The following is a 19,116-nucleotide window of genomic DNA, read 5'->3' as shown; positions in this document are numbered from 1 at the left end:
CATCGTTCAGCATATAGAACGCCGTCAGCGCTGTCCCGTGCGCAGCAAGGGTTCGCGCAGCACTGACCTCGCCCGGGAGGGACCCACGGTGACAGCAGCAGAAGCAGCGCCGGTGGCAGCACCAGTCTGGAGCGTGGACCCCCGAACCGGGAAGCGTCGGGAGCGGGTTGCGGTGGAGGCCACAGCCGACGCCGTGGACGCCGCGGTCCGCGCCGCGCACGCCGCCCGGGGCCCGCTCGCCGCCCGCGGCCGGCGGGCCGCCCTGCTGCGCCGCGCCGCCGCCGAGACCGGACTGCCCGCGGACACCGTGGTCCTGGTGCACGGCTTCCGGGCCGGGCTCGACCTGGTCCGCCACCCGCTGGTCACGGCGGCCGGCTTCACCGGCTCGATCCGCGGCGGACGCGCCCTCTGCGACGCCGCCGCGGCCCGCCCCCACCCGATCCCCTTCCACGGCGAACTGGGCAGCCTCAACCCCGTGGTGGTCACCGAGGCCGCGGCCGGTGAACGCGCCGACGAGATCGGCGCCGGGCTGGCCGGCTCCATGACGCTGGGCACCGGGCAGTTCTGCGTCAAGCCGGGGCTCGTCCTGGTGCCCGACGGCCCGCACGGCGACCGGCTGCTGACCGCGCTCACCGCCGCCGCCGCCGGCGCCACCGGGCCGGGCGTCATGCTCGACCACCGGATGCGCGACGCGTTCCTGGCCGGCATCCACGAACGGGCCCAACTCCCCGACGTCCAGGCCCCGTTGCGGCCCATGGCGGTGGACGGCGGGCACACCGTCGGCGCCGCCGTGCTCACCGTCGACGCGGCCCGCCTCGCCGTCCCCGGCCCGCACGACCTCCTGCTGGAGGAGTGCTTCGGCCCGGTCACCGTCCTGGCCCGCTGCGCCGACGAGGACGAGGCCACCGCACTCCTCGCCCGCGTCCCCGGCACCCTCTCCGCCACCCTCCAGCTCTCCGCCGCCGAGAGCGCCGGCACCGACCCCGCCGGCCGCGGCGCCCGGCTGCTCGCCGCGGTCACCCCGCTCGCCGGCCGGGTCGTGGTCAACGGCTGGCCCACCGGCGTCGCGGTCGCCCCCGCCCAGCACCACGGCGGCCCCTACCCGGCCACCACCTCCACCGCCACCTCCGTCGGCGCCACCGCCGTCGAACGCTGGCTGTGCCCGGTCGCCTACCAGGACACCCCGCCGGCCCTCCTCCCGCCCGAGCTGCGCGACGCCAATGCGCTGGAGCTGCCGCGCCGGGTCGACGGCCGGGCCGAGGAGCCGCGCGGGCACCGGGCCGGTGGCCCGCCGGCAGGGGAGGGGACCGGCCCGTGAACCCCGCCGCGCCGCACCCCACCCCGCAGGTCCGCCCCGCCACCCCCGCCGACCTGGAGCAGATCGCCGCACTGCACACCGCCGCCCGCGCCGCCTACCTCCGCGGCCGGGTGCCGGACGCGCCGTTCGACGCGCCCGCCGAGCACGCCCGCTGGCGGGACGCCTGGGCCCGGGTGCTGCACCGCGACGAGGCGCCCACCCTCTGCGCCGTCCACCGCGACACCGTCCTCGGCGCCGCCTCCTACCGCCCCCACCGGGGACACCCCTCCAGCACCGACCCCGCGACCACCGTCGCGCTGCACCAGCTGCACGTCGATCCGGCCCACTGGGGCACCGGCGTGGGCCGTGCCCTGCACGCCGCCTGTCTGCACGCCTGGCGCGCCGCCGGCCACTCCCGGGCCGTCCTCGACGTCCTCTGGCACAACCACCGCGCCCGCAGCTTCTACACCCGGCTCGGCTGGCGCCCCGACCCGGACCGCCGTCCCGCCCCGGACGCGACCCACCTGGCACTCACCCTGTGCCTGACTCCGCCGGAGCACCGGCCGGCTCCCGCCGGGCCATGATCTGCAGCCGCTCGGCGGTGCGGCCGTCCAGCGTCGGCACCACCGTGCGGCGCTCCCGCAGCACCGTGAAACCCGCCTCCCGCAGCAGCCCCCGCAGCCACTCCGGCGGATGGTGCCGGAACACCCCGCCGTCCTCCGTCTCGAACACCCCGTACGTCCCGTACCGCGCCGCGAACCGCTCGTACTGCCCGCGGTGGAACGCGTCGTCCTGCAGTGGCACATCGCTCACGTAGAGCACCCCACCGGGCCGCACCAGCCGCCCCAGCTCCCCGACGATCGCCCGCTGGCCGGCGTCGTCCGGCACACAGGTCAGCACCGCGAACAGCAGCGCCGCGTCGAAGCTGCGGTCCGCGAACGGCAGCGGGAACCCGGCCCAGCGCATCAGGGCCAGCCCCGGATGCTCCCGCCGCCCCCGCGCGATCAGCGCCGCGGACCGGTCCACCCCGCGCACCGCCCGGTACCCCGACCCGACCAGTTCGGCGGTGAGCCGCCCGTACCCGCAGCCGTAGTCCAGCACCCGCGCGGTCCGCGGCACGAACTCCGTCAGCAGCTCGGCGTCGAGCGGATGCGTGAACGTCTTGGTGGCCCCGGTCGACTCCCAGAACCCGTCGGTCGCGTGCGGTGGTGGCGTGCCCATAGCGGGACGGTACCGCCCGGCCGACGCGCATCCGGCGCATCGCGCGGCGGCCGACCCGTTCGGGACGCCCGGGCATCCGGAATAAGCCCGCTGCCGGCACCGTTGCACCCCTTCGTACCCCTGATCGGCCGCGGGCCGGTTCCCCCGAGGAAAGTCATCGAGAGTCATCCCCATGCGCGTCGAAATCTGGTCGGACATCGCCTGCCCCTGGTGCTACATCGGCAAGGCCCGGTTCGAGGCCGGTCTGGCGGCCTTCGCCCAGCGGGCGGACGTCGAGGTCGTCCACCGTTCCTTCGAACTGGACCCGGCCGCCCCGCCGGCCACCGACGTCCCGATCCTGGACATGCTCGCGACGAAGTACGGCGTGAGCCGGGAACAGGCCGAGGCGATGGAGGCCCGGGTGGCCGAGGCGGCGGCCGGCGAGGGGCTGGGCTACCGCTCCGACCGCATCCACGGCAACACCTTCGACCTGCACCGGCTGCTCCACCTGGCCACGGCGCACGGCGTCCAGGACGCGCTGCTCACCGCCCTCTACCACGCCAACTTCGCCGAGGCCCGGCAGCTCGCGGACCCTGCGGTGCTGACCGGGATCGCGGTCGGGGCCGGCGTGCCCGAGGCCGAGGCCGCGCGGGTCCTCGCCGACCCCGACGCCTACGCCGACGAGGTCCGTGCCGACGAGCGCGCCGCCGCCGAGCTGGGCGCCACCGGCGTCCCCTTCTTCGTCATCGACCGCCGCTACGGCGTCTCCGGCGCCCAGCCCGCCGACGTCTTCCGCCAGGCCCTGGAGCGGGCGCACGCCGACTCCGCCGTCCAGGTGCTGGCCGTCGCCGCCGACGACGCGGACGGCTGCGGCGACGGGAGCTGCGCGGTCTGACCCACCGGCCGGTCCGCCCCCGCGTCGCGGCCCGGGCATTCCCGTGGACGCCGGGGCGGTCACCGAGCAGAGTGGGGCCATGCAGCGACACATGGCACTGGGCGGCGACGAGTTCGCGCCCGAGACGGTCTATCTGAACTCGGCGTCCTGCGGGCTGCTGCCCGCGCGGAGCGCCGCCGCGCTGACCGCCGCCGTGGCGGAGTCGGCGTCGCACGGGACGATGGGGCGCGACTACCTCGGGACGGGCGCCCGGGTGCGCGGTGCCTTCGCCCGACTGATGGGGGTGCCCGAGGAGCGGGTGGCGCTGGGCAGTTCGGTCGCGGTGCAGTCGGCGTTCGTCGCGGGCTCGCTGCCGGCCGGCAGCGAAGTGCTGGTCGCCGAGGGGGACTTCAGCTCCCTGGTGAACCCGCTGGCGGCGCGCGCCGGGTGCACGGTGCGGGCGGTGCCGTGGGAGGCGCTCGCCGACGCGGTGCGGCCCGGGACGGCGCTGGTCGCGGTGAGCGCGGTGCACGCGCTGGACGGCCGGATCGCCGACCTGGCCGCCATCCGGGACGCCGCCCGGGCGCACGGGGCGCTGACGTATGTCGACATCACGCAGGCGGCGGGCTGGCTGCCGCTGCGGCTCGCGGACTTCGACTACGTGGTGTGCGGGGCGTTCAAGTGGCTGCTGTGCCCGCGCGGGACGACGTTCATGGTCTTCGGCGGGGAGCGGGGGGAGCCGGGCGGCCCGGGGTGGCCGGTGCCGGCGCACGCGGGGTGGGTCGCCGGGGAGGACCCGGGGGAGTCCAACTACGGTCCGGTCGACCGACCGGCGGCGACCGCCCGCCGTTACGACGAGCCGCACGCCCACTACTCCTACGTGGCCGCCGAGCACTCCCTCGGGCTGCTCGCGGAGCTGGGCGTGGACACCGTCCACGCCCACAACGTCGCGCTGGCGCAGCAGTACCGGGCCGGGCTGGAGGCCGCCGGCTTCACCCCGCGGGCCGCACCCGGGTCCGCGATCGTCTCCACCCCGGGGCTGGCGGACGCCGAACCGCGGCTGGCCCGGGCCGGGGTGCGGGTCTCGGTCCGCGGCGGGCTGCTCCGGGCGGCGTTCCACCTCTACAACTCGACCGAGGACGTGAGCCGGGCGCTGTCCCTGTTGGTTCCTTGACGGGCGGTTCGGGGCCCGAGGGGAATACGGCCCCAGGGGAATACGGGGCCGGGATCGACCGCTGAGGTAGTGGCCAATGGTTCGGCTCGGCAGCCGAGTTGACGAACCATGACAAACCGCTGAAAGGCCGTCAGTGACCACTGCGTTCGACCCCATAGAGCTCGCCGGTATACCGCTCGCCAACCGCATCGTCATGGCGCCGATGACCCGTAACCGCGCCACCGCCGAGGGTGTCCCCACCCCGTCCATGGTCGAGTACTACACCCAGCGGGCCTCGGCCGGCCTGATCATCACCGAGGCCACCCAGACCGAGGTGGTCGGCCGCGGCTACCCGCTCACCCCGGGGCTGCACGCCGCGGACCAGGTCGCCGGCTGGCGCCGGGTCACCGACTCCGTGCACGCCGCCGGCGGCCGGATCTTCGCCCAGCTGTGGCACGGCGGCCGGATCGGCCACCCGGTGCTGCTGCCCGACGGGCTGGAGCCGGTCGGCCCGTCCGCGGTGAAGGCGGCGGGCCAGGGCTTCACCCAGAACGGCCCGACGGACTTCGTCACCCCGCGCGAGCTGACCGACGAGCAGATCCGCGCGACCGTCGACGGTTTCGCCGCCGCGGCCCGCAACGCCATCGAGGCCGGCTTCGACGGCGTGGAGATCCACGGTGCCAACGGCTACCTGATCCACCAGTTCCTGGCCCCCAACGCCAACCGGCGCACCGACGCGTGGGGCGGCTCCGACGAGGCCCGCGCCCGGTTCGCCATCGAGGTGGTCAAGGCGGTCGCCGGCGCGGTCGGCGCGCACCGCACCGGTTTGCGGCTCTCGCCCGGCAACCCGTTCAACGACATCGACGAGCCCGCGCCCGAGGCCACCTACACCGCGCTGATCGAGGCCGTCGCCCCGCTGGGCCTGGCCTATCTGCACACCTGCGACGTGACCGACCTGGAGCTGCTGGCCCGGCTGCGGAAGCGGTTCGACGGCCCGTTCCTGCTCAACCCGGCCACCGAAGGCCGGCCCACCGGCCCCGAGGAGCTCCCGCTCGTCGAGCGCGGCGAGGCCGATCTGCTGGCGTACGGCGCGCTGTTCATCGCCAACCCCGACCTGCCCCGCCGACTGGCCGCCGGCGGCCCGTTCAACACCCCGGACCGGGACGGCTTCTACGGTGGCGACGACCGCGGCTATCTGGACTACCCCGCGCTGGACGACGAGAGCTGACGGAGCGTCAGCCCCGGCCGTCGTGACGCGGTCGAGGCCCCGCGCGCGGCGGCCGCCGCACCGCACCCCAGTGGTGCCGTGCGGCGGCCGCGCGCGGGGCCTCCCCGCTTCCCCGCCCGGTGCCGGAGCACCGGCCGTCCCCTATTTGACCGGAACGAACGGGGCGCGCGCCCCGATGTACTCCGGGCGCCGGACCGGCGCCGCGAACGGCTCCACCGCGGGGTTCTCCACGCTGTTGAAGACGATGAAGACGTTGCTGCGCGGGTACGGCGTGATGTTGTCGCCGGAGCCGTGCATGGCGTTGCAGTCGAACCAGGTCGCCGAGCCGGCCCGGCCGGTGAACAGGCGGATGCCGTGCCGGTCCGCCATCGTCGTCAGCGCCTCGTCCGACGGCGTCCCCGCGTCCTGCATCTGGAGCGACTTCTTGTAGTTGTCCTTCGGGGTGGCGCCCTCGCACCCGACGAAGTACCGGTGCGACCCGGGCATGATCATCAGGCCGCCGTTGGTGTCGTAGTTCTCGGTCAGCGCGATCGAGACCGACACCGTGCGCATGTGCGGCAGCCCGTCCTCGGCGTGCCAGGTCTCGAAGTCCGAGTGCCAGTAGAAGCCGGAGGCACCGAACCCGGGCTTGACGTTGATCCGCGACTGGTGGACGTAGACGTCCGAGCCGAGGATCTGCCGGGCCCGGCCGACCACCCGGGGGTCGGCGACCAGTCCCGCGAACACCTCGCTGATCCGGTGGACTTCGAAGACCGAGCGGACGGCCTGTGACGTCGGCTCGACGATCGAGCGCGGGTCGGCGCGCATCGCCGGGTCGCCCACCAGCCGGTCCAGCTCGGCGCGGTACACCGCGACCTCGTCCGCGGTGAGCAGCTCCGGCAGCGCGCAGAAGCCGTCACGGTCGAAGTCGCTCAGCTCGGCAGCGGCGAAGGGCCCCTCGACTCCGGGCCGCGACCACACCACCGGGTCCTTCCGCGGGGTGATGACCTCGGAGGTCCCACGGGTCGGGTACAGGTCGGCGGTGCGCTCGGGTGCGGTGGTCATGGTGGTGCCTTCCTCTCCTCTCGTACGGAATCTCATGGCATCGCGGCGGCCCGCGGCGGTGCGGTGCCGCTCAGCCCGCCTCGGGCTCGGTGAGCAGCGGGTAGACGCCGTTCTCGTCGTGGTCCTCGCGACCGGTGACCGGCGGGTTGAAGACGCACAGGCAGCGGAAGTCCTCCTTGATCCGCATGGTGTGCTTCTCGTGCCCGTCGAGCAGGTACATCACGCCGGGCGTGATGAGGTGCTTCTCGCCGGTCTCGTCGTTGGTCAGCTCGGCGACGCCCTCGACGCAGACCACGGCCTCGATGTGGTTGGCGTACCACATGGACGTCTCGGTTCCGGCGTAGAGGACCGTCTCATGGAGCGAGAAGCCGACCCGCTCCTTGGCGAGCACGATGCGCTTGCTCTCCCACGTGCCGGACTTGGCCTTGACGTGGCGGTCGGTGCCTTCGATCTCCTGGAACGAGCGGACGATCATGGTGTGTCGGATGCCTTTCTGTGGTTCGGCGAGGGATGTCGGCGCAGGGCTGCGGTCAGGCGCAGTCGCGGACCGCGCGGGCGAGGATCCGCAGGCCCTCGTCCAGTTCCTCGGGGGTGGTCGTCAGCGCGGGCAGCAGTTTGACGACCTCGCTCTGCGGGCCGGAGGTCTCGATCAGCAGACCCAGCTCGAAGGCGCGCCCCGCGATCTTGTCGGCAAGGCTCTTGTCGGTGCACTCCAGGCCCCACACCAGACCGCGGCCGCGGTACTCGGCGAAGGTGCCCGGGTGCTCCTCGGCGATGGCCTTCAGGTGTGCCTCGACGATCTCACCGCGGGCCAGCGTCTGCTTCTCCATCTGGCCGTCGGCCCAGTACGTGTCCAGGGCGGCGGCCGCGGTGACGAACGCCGGGTTGTTGCCGCGGAAGGTGCCGTTGTGCTCGCCGGGCTCCCAGATGTCCAGCTCCGGCTTGAACAGGGTGAGCGCCATCGGCAGTCCGTAGCCGCTGATGGACTTGGAGACGGTGACGATGTCCGGCACGATGCCCGCCTCCTCGAAGGAGAAGAAGGCCCCCGTACGGCCGCAGCCCATCTGGATGTCGTCGACGATCAGCAGCATGTCCTGGCGCTGGCACAGGGCGGCCAGGGCGCGCAGCCACTCGGTGCGGGCGACGTTGATCCCGCCCTCGCCCTGCACGGTCTCCACGATCACGGCCGCGGGCTTGTTCAGGCCCGAGCCCTGGTCCTCCAGCAGCCGTTCGAACCACAGGAAGTCCGGCGTCTGGCCGTCGAGGTAGTTGTCGAACGGCATCGGGGTGCCGTGCACCAGCGGGATGCCGGCGCCGGCCCGCTTCATGGAGTTGCCGGTGACCGCGAGGGCGCCCAGCGACATGCCGTGGAAGGCGTTGGTGAAGGACACGATCGACTCGCGGCCCTTGACCTTGCGGGCCAGCTTGAGCGCGGCCTCGACGGAGTTGGCGCCCGTCGGGCCCGGGAACATGACCTTGTAGGGCAGGTCGCGCGGCCGCAGGATGATGTTCTGGAACGACTCCAGGAAGGCCCGCTTGGCCGTGGTGGACATGTCCAGGCCGTGGGTGATGCCGTCCCGCTCGATGTAGTCGAGCAGGGCGCGTTTGAGGACCGCGTTGTTGTGCCCGTAGTTGAGCGAACCGGCACCGGCGAAGAAGTCCAGGTAGGTGTGGCCGTCCTCGTCGGTCAGGCGGCTGCCCTGGGCGCGGTCGAAGACGGTGGGCCAGCCACGGCAGTAGCTGCGCACCTCCGACTCGACGGTTTCGAAGACGCTCAGATCGGGCTGGGTGAGGGTCACAGCATGCTCCTGGGAGATGAGTGCGGGGAGGGAGAAGTCCGGGGGGTGGCGCCGTGCGCGCGGCCAGGGTCAGCGTCTGCTGCCGGGCGGCGCCTCGAACGGGCCTATGAGGTGCAGGACCTCCGCCTCGTGGCCCTGCTCGGGGAAGAGCGCCGCGTCGAAGAGCATCTCGCGCTCGATCGGCACCGAGTGCCGCTCGGCGAAGGAGGCGAACAGCCGGTTGGAGGCGGTGTTGCCGGGCGAGATCGTGGTCTCCACGCGGCGGACGCCCAGTTCGTCGACGGCACGGGTGGTCAGCCCGTCCAGCAGGGCGGCGGCCAGGCCCCGCCCGCGGTGCGCCGCATCGACGGCGACCTGCCAGACGACGAGGGTGTCCGGGCGGTCCGGGCGCAGATAGCCGGTGATGAACGCGGCCGGCTCGCCCGTCGCGTCGCGGGCGACGGCGGAGGTGGCGGCGAAGTCGCGGCACCACAGGAGGTAGCTGTAGGAGGAGTTCAGGTCCAGCGTCTTCGAGTCGCGGGCGATGCGCCAGATCGCGGCCCCGTCCTCCACCCGGGGGGTGTCGAGCTTGAAGCCCTCCGGTATTTCTCTGATTTCGCTTCGGGCACCGGCATGGTCTGCTTGTGCGGCGGTCATGGAAATTAAATTTACCGAGGCGAAAAGCAAATTGCATCGCGGGCAGGGGTTACGTGAGAACCTGATCTGTGTTATCACGCGGGGGCGCACGAGCGCGCGAATCGGTTGCAAAGTGTCACGGTTTGGTCCGATAGTTCGGGGCGAAACGGACACGCTGTGTAGTCAGTCACAGCTTCGTAACGCTCCCGCGAAGTGCCTGAATTATGAGGCTCGGTACTAGCGAAATCTTGGCGTTTGAGCTTGAGGAAAGCGGGCATAAGAATACGGGAAGCTGCTCTTCTGAGGAATAGGGAATTCGCCGGTAGAAGGCGTCCTGGGCGCTTCCTCAAAAGTCGTGCGAGAAGTTCCGCCAAGCGCTTCCGGTGAGATGCGGGAAGCACCGCGCTTCGATGTGTCCCGGGCGCGCTGCGGGTTTTTGCGAAAACCGCCCGGAGCGGGGCCGGCGCGGGCTCTTCGCGCACCGTGGCCGCCGGCTCGGGCCCCCGCATACAGTGCGTGCATGACGTCCATGAGCGAAGGTGCGGTGCTGCACCTCAAGGGGAGGGTCCTCGTCGGGCCGGACGACGTCCGCGACGAGCTGTGGGTCATCGACGGCCGGGTCACCTTCGAGCGGCCGGCCCTGGCACGCGATGCCAGGACCGTGACCGGCTGGGTGCTGCCGGGCCTGGTCGACGCCCACTGCCACGTCGGACTGGACGCGCACGGACCGGTGGACGCCGCCACCAGCGAGAAGCAGGCGCTCACCGACCGGGACGCCGGCACCCTCCTGATCCGGGACGCCGGCTCGCCCTCGGACACCCGCTGGATCGACGACCGCCCCGACCTGCCGCGGATCATCCGCGCCGGCCGGCACATCGCCCGCACCCGGCGCTACATCCGCAACTACGCGCACGAGATCGAGCCGGCCGACCTGGTCGCCTACGTCGCCCAGGAGGCCCGGCGCGGCGACGGCTGGGTCAAGCTCGTCGGCGACTGGATCGACCGCTCCACCGGCGACCTGGCCGCCTGCTGGCCGCCCGGCGAGGTGGCCGCCGCCATCGCCGAGGCGCACCGGCTCGGCGCCCGGGTCACCGCCCACTGCTTCGCCGAGGAGTCCCTCGCCCCGCTGGTCGAGGCCGGCATCGACTGCATCGAGCACGCCACCGGCCTGACCGAGGACACCATCCCGCTCTTCGCGGAGCGCCGGGTCGCGATCGTCCCCACGCTGGTCAACATCGCGACCTTCCCGCAGCTCGCGGCCGGCGGCGAGACGAAGTTCCCGCGCTGGGCGGACCACATGCGCCGGCTGCACGCCCGGCGCTACGACACCGTGCGGGCCGCCTACGACGCCGGCGTCCCGATCTTCGCCGGCACCGACGCCGGCGGCTCGCTGCCGCACGGCCTGGTCGCCGACGAGGTCGCCGAGCTGATGAAGGCGGGGCTGCCCGTCGAGGCCGCCCTCTCGGCGACGACCTGGGGCGCCCGGGAGTGGCTCGGCCGCCCCGGGCTCACCGAGGGCGCCTCCGCGGACCTGGTCGTCTACGAGACCGACCCGCGGGCCGACGTCCGGGTGCTGGCGGCGCCGCGCCTGGTGGTGCTGCGCGGCCGGGTCGTGGGCTGAGCGACCTACGGCACCCCGCCCGGCGGGCCGTGCCGGGCCCCCGCGGCCCGGTACGGCTGTGGCGGGGGAGGCCCGCCGGGGCGGAGGGGTCGGGGGAAATCGAATAAGGGCGCGAAAACCACCCTTTGGGGTGAACTAACCTCGCGTGGCTAACCGTTCACCCTCCGTGCGTACACGATGTGCGAGTCGATGCCGTCGGCCCGCGTGATGTCCCCCATTGGCGCGGTCGGCGGCGCCATCTCTCATGTGGGGGTTCCATACACGTGTCCACCCGTTCCACCGCCGGCTCCGCCGGCACCACCAGGCGGATCGGCGCCGCACTGGCCGCCGCCGTCCTGACGGCCGGTCCCGCCGTCGCCCTCGCCGCCGCGCCCGCCGCGTACGCCACCGGCGACGACGCCCGTGGCCACGGCACCTCGGGGGCGGTGGTGCTGCGCACCGCCCTGGACGTCAACCTGCTCGACAAGAGCCTGAACGTCCCCGTCCGGGCCGTCCTCAACGAGGTCCACGCTCCGGCCTCGGCCGACAAGACCGCGCTCACCGTCCGGCTGGACGGCATCGACGGCGGCCGGCCGGTCAGCCTGCTGCGGGCCGACGTCGCCACCGCCCGGGCCACCGCCGACGGGCGGACCACCGAGGGCCACGCCCACCTCGTCCGGGCCAAGGTCCAGCTCCCCGGCCTGCCGGCGCTGCCGCTGGCCGAGGTCCAGCAGGTCACCGCCCGCGCCGTCTGCACGGCCGGAGCGCATCCGCGGGCCGAGTCCCAGGTGCTGGGCGACGTCGTGGTGCTGGGCAAGCGGGTCGCGCTCCGTGCCGGCGGGACCACCGAGGTCGACGTGCCCGGCGTCGGCGACGTCCGGCTCGACCTGTCGCAGAAGAGCACCACCTCGGCGAGCGCCGCCGCCACCGCGCTCCAACTCCGGGTCTCGGTCAACCCGTTGAAGCTCAACGTCGCGGAGGTCCACGGCCAGGTCACGCTGGCCCAGGCCACCTGCACCACCCCGCACGGCACCCCGGACAAGCCCGGCACCCCGGCGCACCCCGGTCAGCCCCACGAGCCGGGCACCGGCACCCAGGCGCACACCGGGGGCGGCGCCCGCCCGGCCACCGAGAACCTCGCCGAGACCGGCGGCAGCGCCGCCACCCCGTACCTCGTCGGCGGCGCGGTCCTGCTGGTCGCCGGCGGCGCCGGGGCGATGGTCTACACCCGCCGCCGGAGCGCCGCGCCGGACGGGCGCGGCTGACGGACCCTCCCCTCGCCCGCACGGCGGGGGAGGCACCCCAGCGCATCGGTGCCGTGGGGGGCGCCGGGCGCTGGTGGGGACGGGTGCGCCGCGTGGGCCCGCGCGGCGCACCCCGTCCGCTCTACCGGGCCGGGTCGCCGAGCACGTCCGCCAGGGCGGCCACGAAGCGGTCGGTGGTCGTCCGGTCCCGGACGGCCAACCGGAGCCAGTCCGGGCCCAGTCCGGGGAAGGTGTCGCCGCGGCGCACCGCGAACCCGCGGGCCCGCAGCCCGGCCCGGACCGCCGTCGCCCCCGGCAGCCGCACCAGCACGAACGGCCCCGCCGCCGGACCGGCCACCACCACCGCGGGGAACCCGGCCAGCCGGGCCAGCAGATGGGCCCGGTCCGCGGCGATCTCCTCGGCCGCCGCGGCCGCCTCGGCCAGCGCCGCCGGCGCACAACACGCCTCGGCGGCGGCCAGCGCCGGACTGGAGACCGGCCACAGCGGCTGGGCCCGCTCCAGCGCCGCCACGGTCCCCTCGTCGGCCAGCACATAGCCGACCCGCAGACCGGCCAGCCCCCAGGTCTTGGTGAGACTGCGCAGCACCACCAGCCCCGGCAGCTCGCCCACCCGTCCCGCCAGCGACTCCCGCTCCCCGGGCACCGCGTCCATGAACGCCTCGTCCACCACCAGGGTGCGGCCGGGCCGCGCCAGGGCGGCCAGCATGCCCGCCGGATGCAGCACCGAGGTGGGATTGGTGGGATTGCCGACGACGACCAGGTCCGCGTCGTCCGGCACCGCCGCCGGATCCAGCCGGAAGCCGTCCCGCTCCGCCAGCAGCACCCGCCCGACCTCGTACCCGGCGTCCCGCAGCGCCGCCTCCGGCTCGGTGAACTGCGGATGCACCACCACCGGCCGGCGGGCCCGGAGCGCCCGCGCCACCAGCACGAACGCCTCGGCGGCGCCGGCCGTCAGCAGCACCCGCCGCACCGGCAGCCCGTGCCGCGCGGCGACCGCCCGGCGGGCCGCCCGGCCGTCCGGGTACGCGGCCAGCCCGTCCAGCGACCCGGCGATCCGATCCTTCAGCCAGGCCGGGGGCGTGCCCGCGCGGACATTGACCGCCAGGTCCGTCAGCTCCGCCGGATCCGTGCCGCGCACCTCGGCGTCGCCGTGGTGCCGCAGATCCACCTCCCCGGAGTCGGGCCCGCTGTGCGCCGGGGACGCCGACGACAGCGCCGGTCCGGTCACGCCTGGCCCCCCGCGGCGCTCAGCGCGGCGTCGGGCAGCGGGCCGGTCGCCGGCCGGGCGTCCCCCGCCGCCGCCCGGCCGTGCCCCGCCGCCTCGTCCGCCACCGTCGCCCGGTAGCGCTCCATGATCACCGCGGCCAGTTCCGGCGCCGCGCCGATCGGCTCCGCGGCCAGCACCTCGGCCCACGGGTGCGCCGCCGCCCAGCCCTCGGTCTGCATCCGCAGCCGGTCCAGCAGGTCACCGGCGAAGAGGAAGAACGGCAGGACCACGGTGCGCCCCGGACCCGAGGCGTCCGGCGCCGCCGCGGCCAGCACCCGGCACCGGTCCAGCCCGGTCGGCACGTCCGGCGCCGCCAGGGTGACGAACGCGGTCTCCACGCCCGCGAAGCCGCGGCCCTCCCACAACAGTCGGGCGGCCCGGACCACTTCGGCATTGGCGTAGGGATCGGCCGCGCCCCGGCCCACCAGCAGCACCGTGGTGCGGGCCCGGTCCGCGGGCCGCCGCGCGCCGCCGCCCAGCGCCTCGTCCAGCCGCCGCTCCAGCACCTCCAGCAGCCGGGGGTGCGGCCCCAGCTCGGGCAGGCACACCGAGCCGAGACCGGGGTGCGCCGCGACCGCCCGCGCCACCGCCTCCGGCAGCGACTCCCGTATCGGCCCGGTGGGCGCCATCAGCAGCGGCACCACGATCAGCCGGGTCGCGCCCCGCGCGGCCAACTCCTCGACCGCGCCGGACAGCGGCAGCGGCGACGCCGAGGCGCCGAAGAAGCCGCCGGCGACCGGCACTTCGGGGTGCCGCTCGGCGAGCGTGCGCACCAGCGTGCGCAGGGCGCCGGCCGCCCCTTCGCGACGGGTGCCGTGACCGGCGATGAGCAATGCGGGACGGGTGGTCACAACGTCTCCTTGGTGCCAGGGGCTTCGCTGTCGGGGCGGTGGCCGCCGCCCTCCGCCGCCCGCCGGGCCACGCCGGATGGGGAGCGCGGCGTTGGCCGCTCCGGTGGAGCCGGTGCGTCGAGGGAGGGGACGATGACGATAGCGGGACCCGCCGTGGGCATGTCGGCCGCGCCCGCCGTACCGGAGGTAATGGCGGGAATGTCCCGGGTGTTCGGGGCGGCGGGGGCCGCCAGGGCGCAGGTCGCCGCGGCCGGCCGGCCCGCCGGCGCCGACACCCGCTTGCCGACGACCAGCCGGGCCCCGGGCCCCGCGGCCAGCAGCGCGGCCGCCTCGGCGACGCTCGGCGTACCGGCCACGGCCCGGACCGCGGCGGACGGCGCCGGGACCGGCACCGCCGCCAGCTCCGCCGCCGGGAACGACCACAGCGGAACCCCGAGTTCCCGCGCCGCGGCCACCAGCCCCGGCTCGGCCGCCTTGGCGTCGACGGTGGCCAGCCCGGCCAGCGCGGCCGGCGCCCGGCCCGCCGCCGCCAACGCCGCCCCGATCAGCTCCAGCACCTCCGCCGCCGGCACCCCGCGCCGGGCCCCCACCCCCGCGACCAGCGCGCCGCCCGGCCGCCGCGGGACCGCGGCCGCGCCGCTCATGCCGCGACGGCTCCCGGCCCGAGCGCCACCGGGGCGCGCCGCCCCACCAGGGCGCCGGTCGCCCCGGCGACCTCGGCGCTCACCGGGCGCCGTCCGCGGCCGGCGCCGCGACCCGGGCCGCGGACGCCACCAGCCGCCCGGCCAGGGCCGGTTCCGCCGCCCAGTGCACATGCAGATACGAGGCGTGCACCCCGCCGGAGACGAAGCCCTCCACGCCGCGCCGGGGGTGCGTCACGCCCCACGCCGGGGACGCCCCCGCGCCCGGCTCCAGCACCGTCCGGTGGAACTCGTGGCCCCGCACCCGGGTCCCGGCCGCCGCCAGCGCGTTGTCGGTCAGCGCCACCGCCTCCCGGTAGCCCAGGGTCAGCCGCTCGGTCATCCGGCCGTCGGCGGGCAGCACCCCGCACATCGGCTTCCCGTCGAGCGAACGGGAGAGATAGAGCAACCCGGCGCACTCCGCGGCGACCGGCGCCCCGGACGCCGCCAGCGCGGCCACCGCGGCCCGCAGCGGCGCGTTCGCCGACAGCTCCGGCGCGTACATCTCCGGGAAGCCGCCGCCGATCACCAACCCCCGGGTGCCGGGCGGCAGTTGCTCGTCCCGCAGCGGGTCGAACGGCACCACCTCGGCGCCCGCCGCGGTCAGCAGCTCGGCGTGCTCGGCGTACGAGAACGTGAACGCGGGGCCGCCGGCCACCGCGACCACCGGCCGGCCGGCGCCCACGGCGGGCGCCGGCACCGCCCGGGCCGGGTCCCACGGCCGGTCGGGCAGCTCCGGCACCGAGCGCGCCAGCGCGAGCAGCGCCTCCAGATCGCAGCCCTCGCGCACCCGCGCGGCCAGCGCCCGCACCGAGTCCAGGGCCTCGGCGCGCCGCTCGGCGACCGGCACCAGACCCAGGTGCCGGGACGGCGTACGGGCCTGCTCGGTACGGCGCAGCGCCCCGAGCACCGGCACCCCGGAGGAGCCCATGGCGTCCCGCAGCAGCTCCTCGTGCCGGTCCGAACCGACCTTGTTGAGGATCACCCCGGCCAGCCGCACCTCCGGGTCCCACGACGCGAAGCCGTGCACCAGCGCCGCCACCGACCGGGACTGCGAGGAGGCGTCCACCACCAGCACCACCGGCGCCCGCAGCACCTTCGCCACCTGCGCGGTCGAGGACAGCTCGCCCATCCCCGACGCCCCGTCGAACAGCCCCATCACGCCCTCGACCAGCGCCAGGTCCGCGCCCGCCGCCCCGTGCAGGAACAGCGGCGCGATCTGTTGCGGGCCGCACAGATAGGCGTCCAGGTTGCGGCCGGGCCGGCCGGTGGCCAGCGAGTGGTACCCCGGATCGATGTAGTCCGGCCCCACCTTGTGCGGCGACACCGCAAGGCCCGCCTCGGCGAAGGCCGCCATCAGGCCGGTGGCCACCGTCGTCTTCCCGGCGCCCGAGGACGGCGCGGCGATCACCAGCCGGGGCACGGCGCCGCCACTCATGAGGAGCTCACCATTCGATGCCCCGCTGGCCCTTCTGACCCGCGTCCATCGGGTGCTTGACCTTCGTCATGTCCGTCACCAGGTCCGCGAAGTCCAGCAGCGCCTCGGGCGCGTCCCGCCCGGTGATGACGACGTGCTGCGCACCGGGCCGCTCGCGCAGCACCGACACCACCTCCTCGACGTCCACCCAGCCCCACTTCATCGGGTAGGCGAACTCGTCCAGCACCAGCAGCCGGTAGGTCTCGGCCGCCAGGTCCCGCTTGACCTGCTCCCAACCCTCCCGGGCCGCCTCCTCGTTGCTGAACTGGGAGTCGCGCTGCACCCAGGACCAGCCCTCGCCCATCTTGTGCCAGTCGACGGTGCCGCCCTCCCCGGTGCCGCCCAGCACCTTCAGCGCCCGCTCCTCGCCGACCTTCCACTTCGCCGACTTCACGAACTGGAACACCCCGACCGGCCAGCCCTGGTTCCAGGCCCGCAGCGCCAGCCCGAAGGCGGCGGTGGACTTGCCCTTGCCCTTGCCCGTGTGGACCAGGACCAGCGGGCGGTTGCGGCGCTGGCGGGTGGTGAGTCCGTCGTCCGGTACGACGGACGGCTGTCCCTGCGGCATTACGCGGCCTTCTCCCTGTTGACGTGATCGTGATCCCGGCCCCGGCCGGCACTGCTGCCGCCGCGGACGGGCCTGCCCTGCACGGTCCTTACGAGCGCGGAGACGCTGTCCGCGCGCAGCTCGTCGAGGGTGACGGCGGTGCCGCCGAGCTCCCGGGCCAGCTCCCCGGCCAGCCCCAGCCGCACAGGTCCCGCCTCGCAGTCCACCACCACCGACGCGACGCCCCCGCCGGCCAGCAGCCCCGCCGCCCGGTGCGCCCGCCCCAGCGGGTCCGGGCCGCCGGTCGCCCGGCCATCGGTGACCACCACCAGCAGCGGCCGGCGCGACGGATCCCGCATCCGCTCCACCCGCAGCACCTCATGGGCCCGCAGCAGCCCCTCCGACAGCGGCGTCCGGCCGCCGGTCGGCAGCTGCGCCAGCCGCGCCGCGCCCGCCTCGACCGACGACGTCGGCGGCAGCGCCAACTCGGCACCGGAACCCCGGAAGGTGATCATCCCGATCTTGTCCCGCCGCTGGTACGCGTCGAGCAGCAGCGACAGCACCGCCCCCTTGACGGCGCCCATCCGCTTCCGCGCCGCCATCGACCCGGACGCGTCCACCACGAACAGCACGAGGTTGCCCTCGCGCCCCTCGCGCACCGCCTCCCGCAGGTCGTCCCGGCGCACCACCAGCCCCGGGCCGCGCCGCCCGCGGGCCCACTGGTGCGGCGCCGCGGCCTGCACCGTCGCCGCCAGGTGCAGCTTCCCCAGGGCCCCTCGGGGCCGGCGCGCCCCGGTCGTCCGGCCGTGCGCGGTGCGCGCCCGGGACCGTCGGCCGTCCGCGCCCTCGCCCAGCCCCGGCACGTCCAGCCGCCGGGTCCGGAACGGCTCGGTGGCGCCCACCGCGGCCTGCTCCCGGCCCGGCCCGGAGGCCGCCGGCTCCCGCTCCGGGTCCTCCGCACGCGCCGGACGCTCCGGTTCGGGCTGCCGCGGCAGCTCCGGGGCCGGCGCGTCCGCCGGCTGCTCCCGGGGCCCGCCGTCCTGCGGCGGCAGCCCGCCGGGACCGCCGCCGGGACCGCCGTCCGGTCCGCCGTCCGGGCCCTCCGGCTCCGGATCCGGATCGTCGTCGCCGTCCGGGTCCTGCCCGCCGGACTCCTCCAGTACCTGATCGAGCTTGTCCTCGTCGAGCCCCGGCGCGTCGAAGGGATTGCGCCTCCGCCGGTGCGGCAGCGCGAGCAGCGCCGCCTGACGGACGTCCTCCGGGAGCACCTCGGTCCGCCCGTCCCAGGCCGCCAGCGCGGTCGCCGTGCGGGCCATCACGATGTCCGCCCGCATCCCGTCCACCTCGAACGCCGCGCAGGTCGCCGCGATCTGCCGCAGCGCCGCGTCGCCGAGCCGCACCTGCGGCAGCAACTCCCGCGCCAGCGCGATCCGTTCCCGCAGCTGACGCTCCTCGTCCGCCCAGCGCGCCGCGAAGCCCGCCGGGTCGTCGTCGTAGGCCAGCCGGCGGCGGACCACCGCCACCCGCTGCTCCGGGTCCCGGGACGCCGCGACCTCCACGGTCAGCCCGAACCGGTCCAGCAACTGCGGCCGCAGCTCGCCCTCCTCGGGGTTCATCGTCCCGACGAGCAGGAACCGGGCGGCGTGCCGCACCGAGACGCCCTCCCGCTCCACGTAGGAGGCGCCCATGGCGGCGGCGTCCAGGAGGACGTCGACCAGGTGGTCATGGAGCAAGTTGACTTCGTCCACGTAGAGGATGCCGCGATGGGCGGCCGCGAGCAGCCCCGGCTCGAACGCCTTCACGCCCTCGGCGAGCGCCCGCTCGATGTCGAGCGCGCCGACGAGGCGGTCCTCGGAGGCGCCCACCGGCAGCTCGACCATGCGGGCCGGCCGGGACTCGGCGGGGCCGGCGTCGTGCCGGCCGTCCGGGCACTGGGGATCGGGGGAGAGCGGGTCGCAGCTGAAGCGGCAGCCCGCCACCACCGGCACCTCGGGCATGAGGTCCGCCAGGGCACGCACCGCGGTGCTCTTCGCGGTGCCCTTCTCGCCACGGACCAGGACACCGCCGACCGCCGGGCTGACGGCGTTCAGCAGCAGCGCCAGCCGCAGGTCGTCCATGCCGACGACGGCGGTGAACGGATACCGGGTGCTCATGTGGTGATCGCTCCTTCGGGTGGCTTGCGTCCGTTGCCGGTCGAACTGTGTGTGCCGCGCGGCACG

The 19,116-nt window shown here is 75.2% G+C and carries 18 protein-coding genes; 7 read left to right on the top strand and 11 right to left on the bottom strand.

What is annotated here, in order from left to right; translation table 11 throughout:
- Nucleotides 1-88 precede the first annotated feature (88 nt).
- Together JNO44_RS12935 and JNO44_RS12930 are read left to right on the top strand one after the other, a co-directional pair.
- A complete protein-coding gene (locus tag JNO44_RS12935; RefSeq protein ID WP_478219197.1) occupies nt 89-1,318 on the top strand; it encodes an aldehyde dehydrogenase family protein in 1,230 nt (409 codons plus the stop codon).
- On the top strand, nt 1,315-1,881 hold the full coding sequence (locus tag JNO44_RS12930) for a GNAT family N-acetyltransferase (protein WP_205364129.1): 567 nt from the start codon (nt 1,315-1,317) through the stop codon (nt 1,879-1,881). Before JNO44_RS12935 ends, JNO44_RS12930 begins: the two co-directional genes overlap by 4 nt.
- Here the strand turns inward: JNO44_RS12930 and JNO44_RS12925 are convergent.
- Nucleotides 1,829-2,518 (bottom strand): class I SAM-dependent methyltransferase, encoded by a 690-nt coding sequence (locus JNO44_RS12925; RefSeq protein ID WP_205364128.1) that lies wholly within the window; start codon nt 2,516-2,518, stop codon nt 1,829-1,831. The genes JNO44_RS12930 and JNO44_RS12925 overlap by 53 nt on opposite strands.
- 172 nt (nt 2,519-2,690) lie before the next feature.
- Between JNO44_RS12925 and JNO44_RS12920 the strand changes: the two genes are divergently transcribed.
- The 3 genes from JNO44_RS12920 to JNO44_RS12910 all read left to right on the top strand — a co-directional run bounded on the left by JNO44_RS12920 (nt 2,691) and on the right by JNO44_RS12910 (nt 5,752).
- Nucleotides 2,691-3,392 carry a DsbA family oxidoreductase gene (locus tag JNO44_RS12920; RefSeq protein ID WP_205364127.1) on the top strand — a complete coding sequence of 234 codons (702 nt, stop codon included), beginning with the start codon at nt 2,691-2,693 and terminating at the stop codon, nt 3,390-3,392.
- A 79-nt stretch (nt 3,393-3,471) separates the two neighbouring features.
- Nucleotides 3,472-4,545 (top strand): aminotransferase class V-fold PLP-dependent enzyme, encoded by a 1,074-nt coding sequence (locus JNO44_RS12915; protein ID WP_073444979.1) that lies wholly within the window; start codon nt 3,472-3,474, stop codon nt 4,543-4,545.
- A gap of 133 nt (nt 4,546-4,678) precedes the next feature.
- A complete protein-coding gene (locus JNO44_RS12910; RefSeq protein ID WP_205364126.1) occupies nt 4,679-5,752 on the top strand; it encodes an alkene reductase in 1,074 nt (357 codons plus the stop codon).
- Between the two features lie 141 nt (nt 5,753-5,893).
- Here JNO44_RS12910 and thpD read toward each other — a convergent pair whose 3' ends face one another.
- The 4 genes from thpD to ectA form a co-directional block, all read right to left on the bottom strand.
- A complete protein-coding gene (gene thpD / locus JNO44_RS12905) occupies nt 5,894-6,796 on the bottom strand; it encodes an ectoine hydroxylase (protein WP_205364125.1) in 903 nt (300 codons plus the stop codon).
- Between the two features lie 70 nt (nt 6,797-6,866).
- Nucleotides 6,867-7,271 (bottom strand): ectoine synthase, encoded by a 405-nt coding sequence (locus tag JNO44_RS12900; protein ID WP_039637583.1) that lies wholly within the window; start codon nt 7,269-7,271, stop codon nt 6,867-6,869.
- A gap of 55 nt (nt 7,272-7,326) precedes the next feature.
- Entirely contained in the window at nt 7,327-8,595 is a 1,269-nt protein-coding gene (ectB, locus tag JNO44_RS12895; RefSeq protein WP_205364123.1) for a diaminobutyrate--2-oxoglutarate transaminase, read from the bottom strand.
- Between the two features lie 69 nt (nt 8,596-8,664).
- Nucleotides 8,665-9,231: a diaminobutyrate acetyltransferase gene (ectA, locus tag JNO44_RS12890; RefSeq protein WP_205364121.1), complete on the bottom strand. Its 567-nt coding sequence runs from the start codon at nt 9,229-9,231 to the stop codon at nt 8,665-8,667.
- 508 nt (nt 9,232-9,739) lie between these two features.
- Between ectA and JNO44_RS12885 the strand changes: the two genes are divergently transcribed.
- Nucleotides 9,740-10,831, top strand: coding sequence for an amidohydrolase family protein (locus tag JNO44_RS12885; protein ID WP_205369744.1), 1,092 nt, complete (start codon nt 9,740-9,742; stop codon nt 10,829-10,831).
- Between the two features lie 263 nt (nt 10,832-11,094).
- The gene (locus tag JNO44_RS12880) at nt 11,095-12,075 is read left to right on the top strand and encodes an SCO1860 family LAETG-anchored protein (RefSeq protein ID WP_205364117.1); all 981 of its coding nucleotides are present in this window, start codon (nt 11,095-11,097) and stop codon (nt 12,073-12,075) included.
- A gap of 121 nt (nt 12,076-12,196) precedes the next feature.
- Here the strand turns inward: JNO44_RS12880 and cobC are convergent, their stop codons facing one another.
- The 6 genes from cobC to JNO44_RS12850 all read right to left on the bottom strand — a co-directional run bounded on the left by cobC (nt 12,197) and on the right by JNO44_RS12850 (nt 19,050).
- On the bottom strand, nt 12,197-13,303 hold the full coding sequence (gene cobC / locus JNO44_RS12875) for an Rv2231c family histidinol phosphate aminotransferase CobC (RefSeq protein ID WP_205364116.1): 1,107 nt from the start codon (nt 13,301-13,303) through the stop codon (nt 12,197-12,199).
- The gene (locus JNO44_RS12870; protein ID WP_205364114.1) at nt 13,300-14,193 is read right to left on the bottom strand and encodes a sirohydrochlorin chelatase; all 894 of its coding nucleotides are present in this window, start codon (nt 14,191-14,193) and stop codon (nt 13,300-13,302) included. The genes cobC and JNO44_RS12870 overlap by 4 nt, the downstream gene beginning before the upstream one ends.
- A complete protein-coding gene (locus JNO44_RS45145) occupies nt 14,190-14,837 on the bottom strand; it encodes a cobalamin biosynthesis protein (RefSeq protein ID WP_420882639.1) in 648 nt (215 codons plus the stop codon). Before JNO44_RS45145 ends, JNO44_RS12870 begins: the two co-directional genes overlap by 4 nt.
- A gap of 79 nt (nt 14,838-14,916) precedes the next feature.
- Nucleotides 14,917-16,311 carry a cobyrinic acid a,c-diamide synthase CobB gene (locus tag JNO44_RS12860; RefSeq protein ID WP_205364105.1) on the bottom strand — a complete coding sequence of 465 codons (1,395 nt, stop codon included), beginning with the start codon at nt 16,309-16,311 and terminating at the stop codon, nt 14,917-14,919.
- Between the two features lie 7 nt (nt 16,312-16,318).
- Nucleotides 16,319-16,918: a cob(I)yrinic acid a,c-diamide adenosyltransferase gene (gene cobO / locus JNO44_RS12855; RefSeq protein WP_205364104.1), complete on the bottom strand. Its 600-nt coding sequence runs from the start codon at nt 16,916-16,918 to the stop codon at nt 16,319-16,321.
- Nucleotides 16,918-19,050, bottom strand: coding sequence for a putative cobaltochelatase (locus JNO44_RS12850; RefSeq protein ID WP_205364103.1), 2,133 nt, complete (start codon nt 19,048-19,050; stop codon nt 16,918-16,920). The genes cobO and JNO44_RS12850 overlap by 1 nt, the downstream gene beginning before the upstream one ends.
- Nucleotides 19,051-19,116 lie beyond the last annotated feature (66 nt).

The organism is Streptomyces noursei, assembly GCF_016917755.1.
In the GTDB taxonomy this organism is placed as follows: Bacteria; Actinomycetota; Actinomycetes; order Streptomycetales; family Streptomycetaceae; genus Streptomyces; species Streptomyces yunnanensis.
This window is presented reverse-complemented; position numbering and strand designations above follow the sequence as displayed.

Excerpts from the sequence above, each read along its gene's own strand:
- JNO44_RS12925 (WP_205364128.1), bottom strand. The coding sequence starts at position 2,518 with ATGGGCACGCCACCACCGCACGCGACCGACGGGTTCTGGGAGTCGACC.
- JNO44_RS12920 (WP_205364127.1), top strand. The coding sequence starts at position 2,691 with ATGCGCGTCGAAATCTGGTCGGACATCGCCTGCCCCTGGTGCTACATC.
- JNO44_RS12915 (WP_073444979.1), top strand. The coding sequence starts at position 3,472 with ATGCAGCGACACATGGCACTGGGCGGCGACGAGTTCGCGCCCGAGACG.
- thpD (WP_205364125.1), bottom strand. The coding sequence starts at position 6,796 with ATGACCACCGCACCCGAGCGCACCGCCGACCTGTACCCGACCCGTGGG.
- JNO44_RS12900 (WP_039637583.1), bottom strand. The coding sequence starts at position 7,271 with ATGATCGTCCGCTCGTTCCAGGAGATCGAAGGCACCGACCGCCACGTC.
- ectA (WP_205364121.1), bottom strand. The coding sequence starts at position 9,231 with ATGACCGCCGCACAAGCAGACCATGCCGGTGCCCGAAGCGAAATCAGA.
- JNO44_RS12885 (WP_205369744.1), top strand. The coding sequence starts at position 9,740 with ATGAGCGAAGGTGCGGTGCTGCACCTCAAGGGGAGGGTCCTCGTCGGG.
- JNO44_RS45145 (WP_420882639.1), bottom strand. The coding sequence starts at position 14,837 with ATGAGCGGCGCGGCCGCGGTCCCGCGGCGGCCGGGCGGCGCGCTGGTC.
- JNO44_RS12860 (WP_205364105.1), bottom strand. The coding sequence starts at position 16,311 with ATGAGTGGCGGCGCCGTGCCCCGGCTGGTGATCGCCGCGCCGTCCTCG.
- cobO (WP_205364104.1), bottom strand. The coding sequence starts at position 16,918 with ATGCCGCAGGGACAGCCGTCCGTCGTACCGGACGACGGACTCACCACC.
- JNO44_RS12850 (WP_205364103.1), bottom strand. The coding sequence starts at position 19,050 with ATGAGCACCCGGTATCCGTTCACCGCCGTCGTCGGCATGGACGACCTG.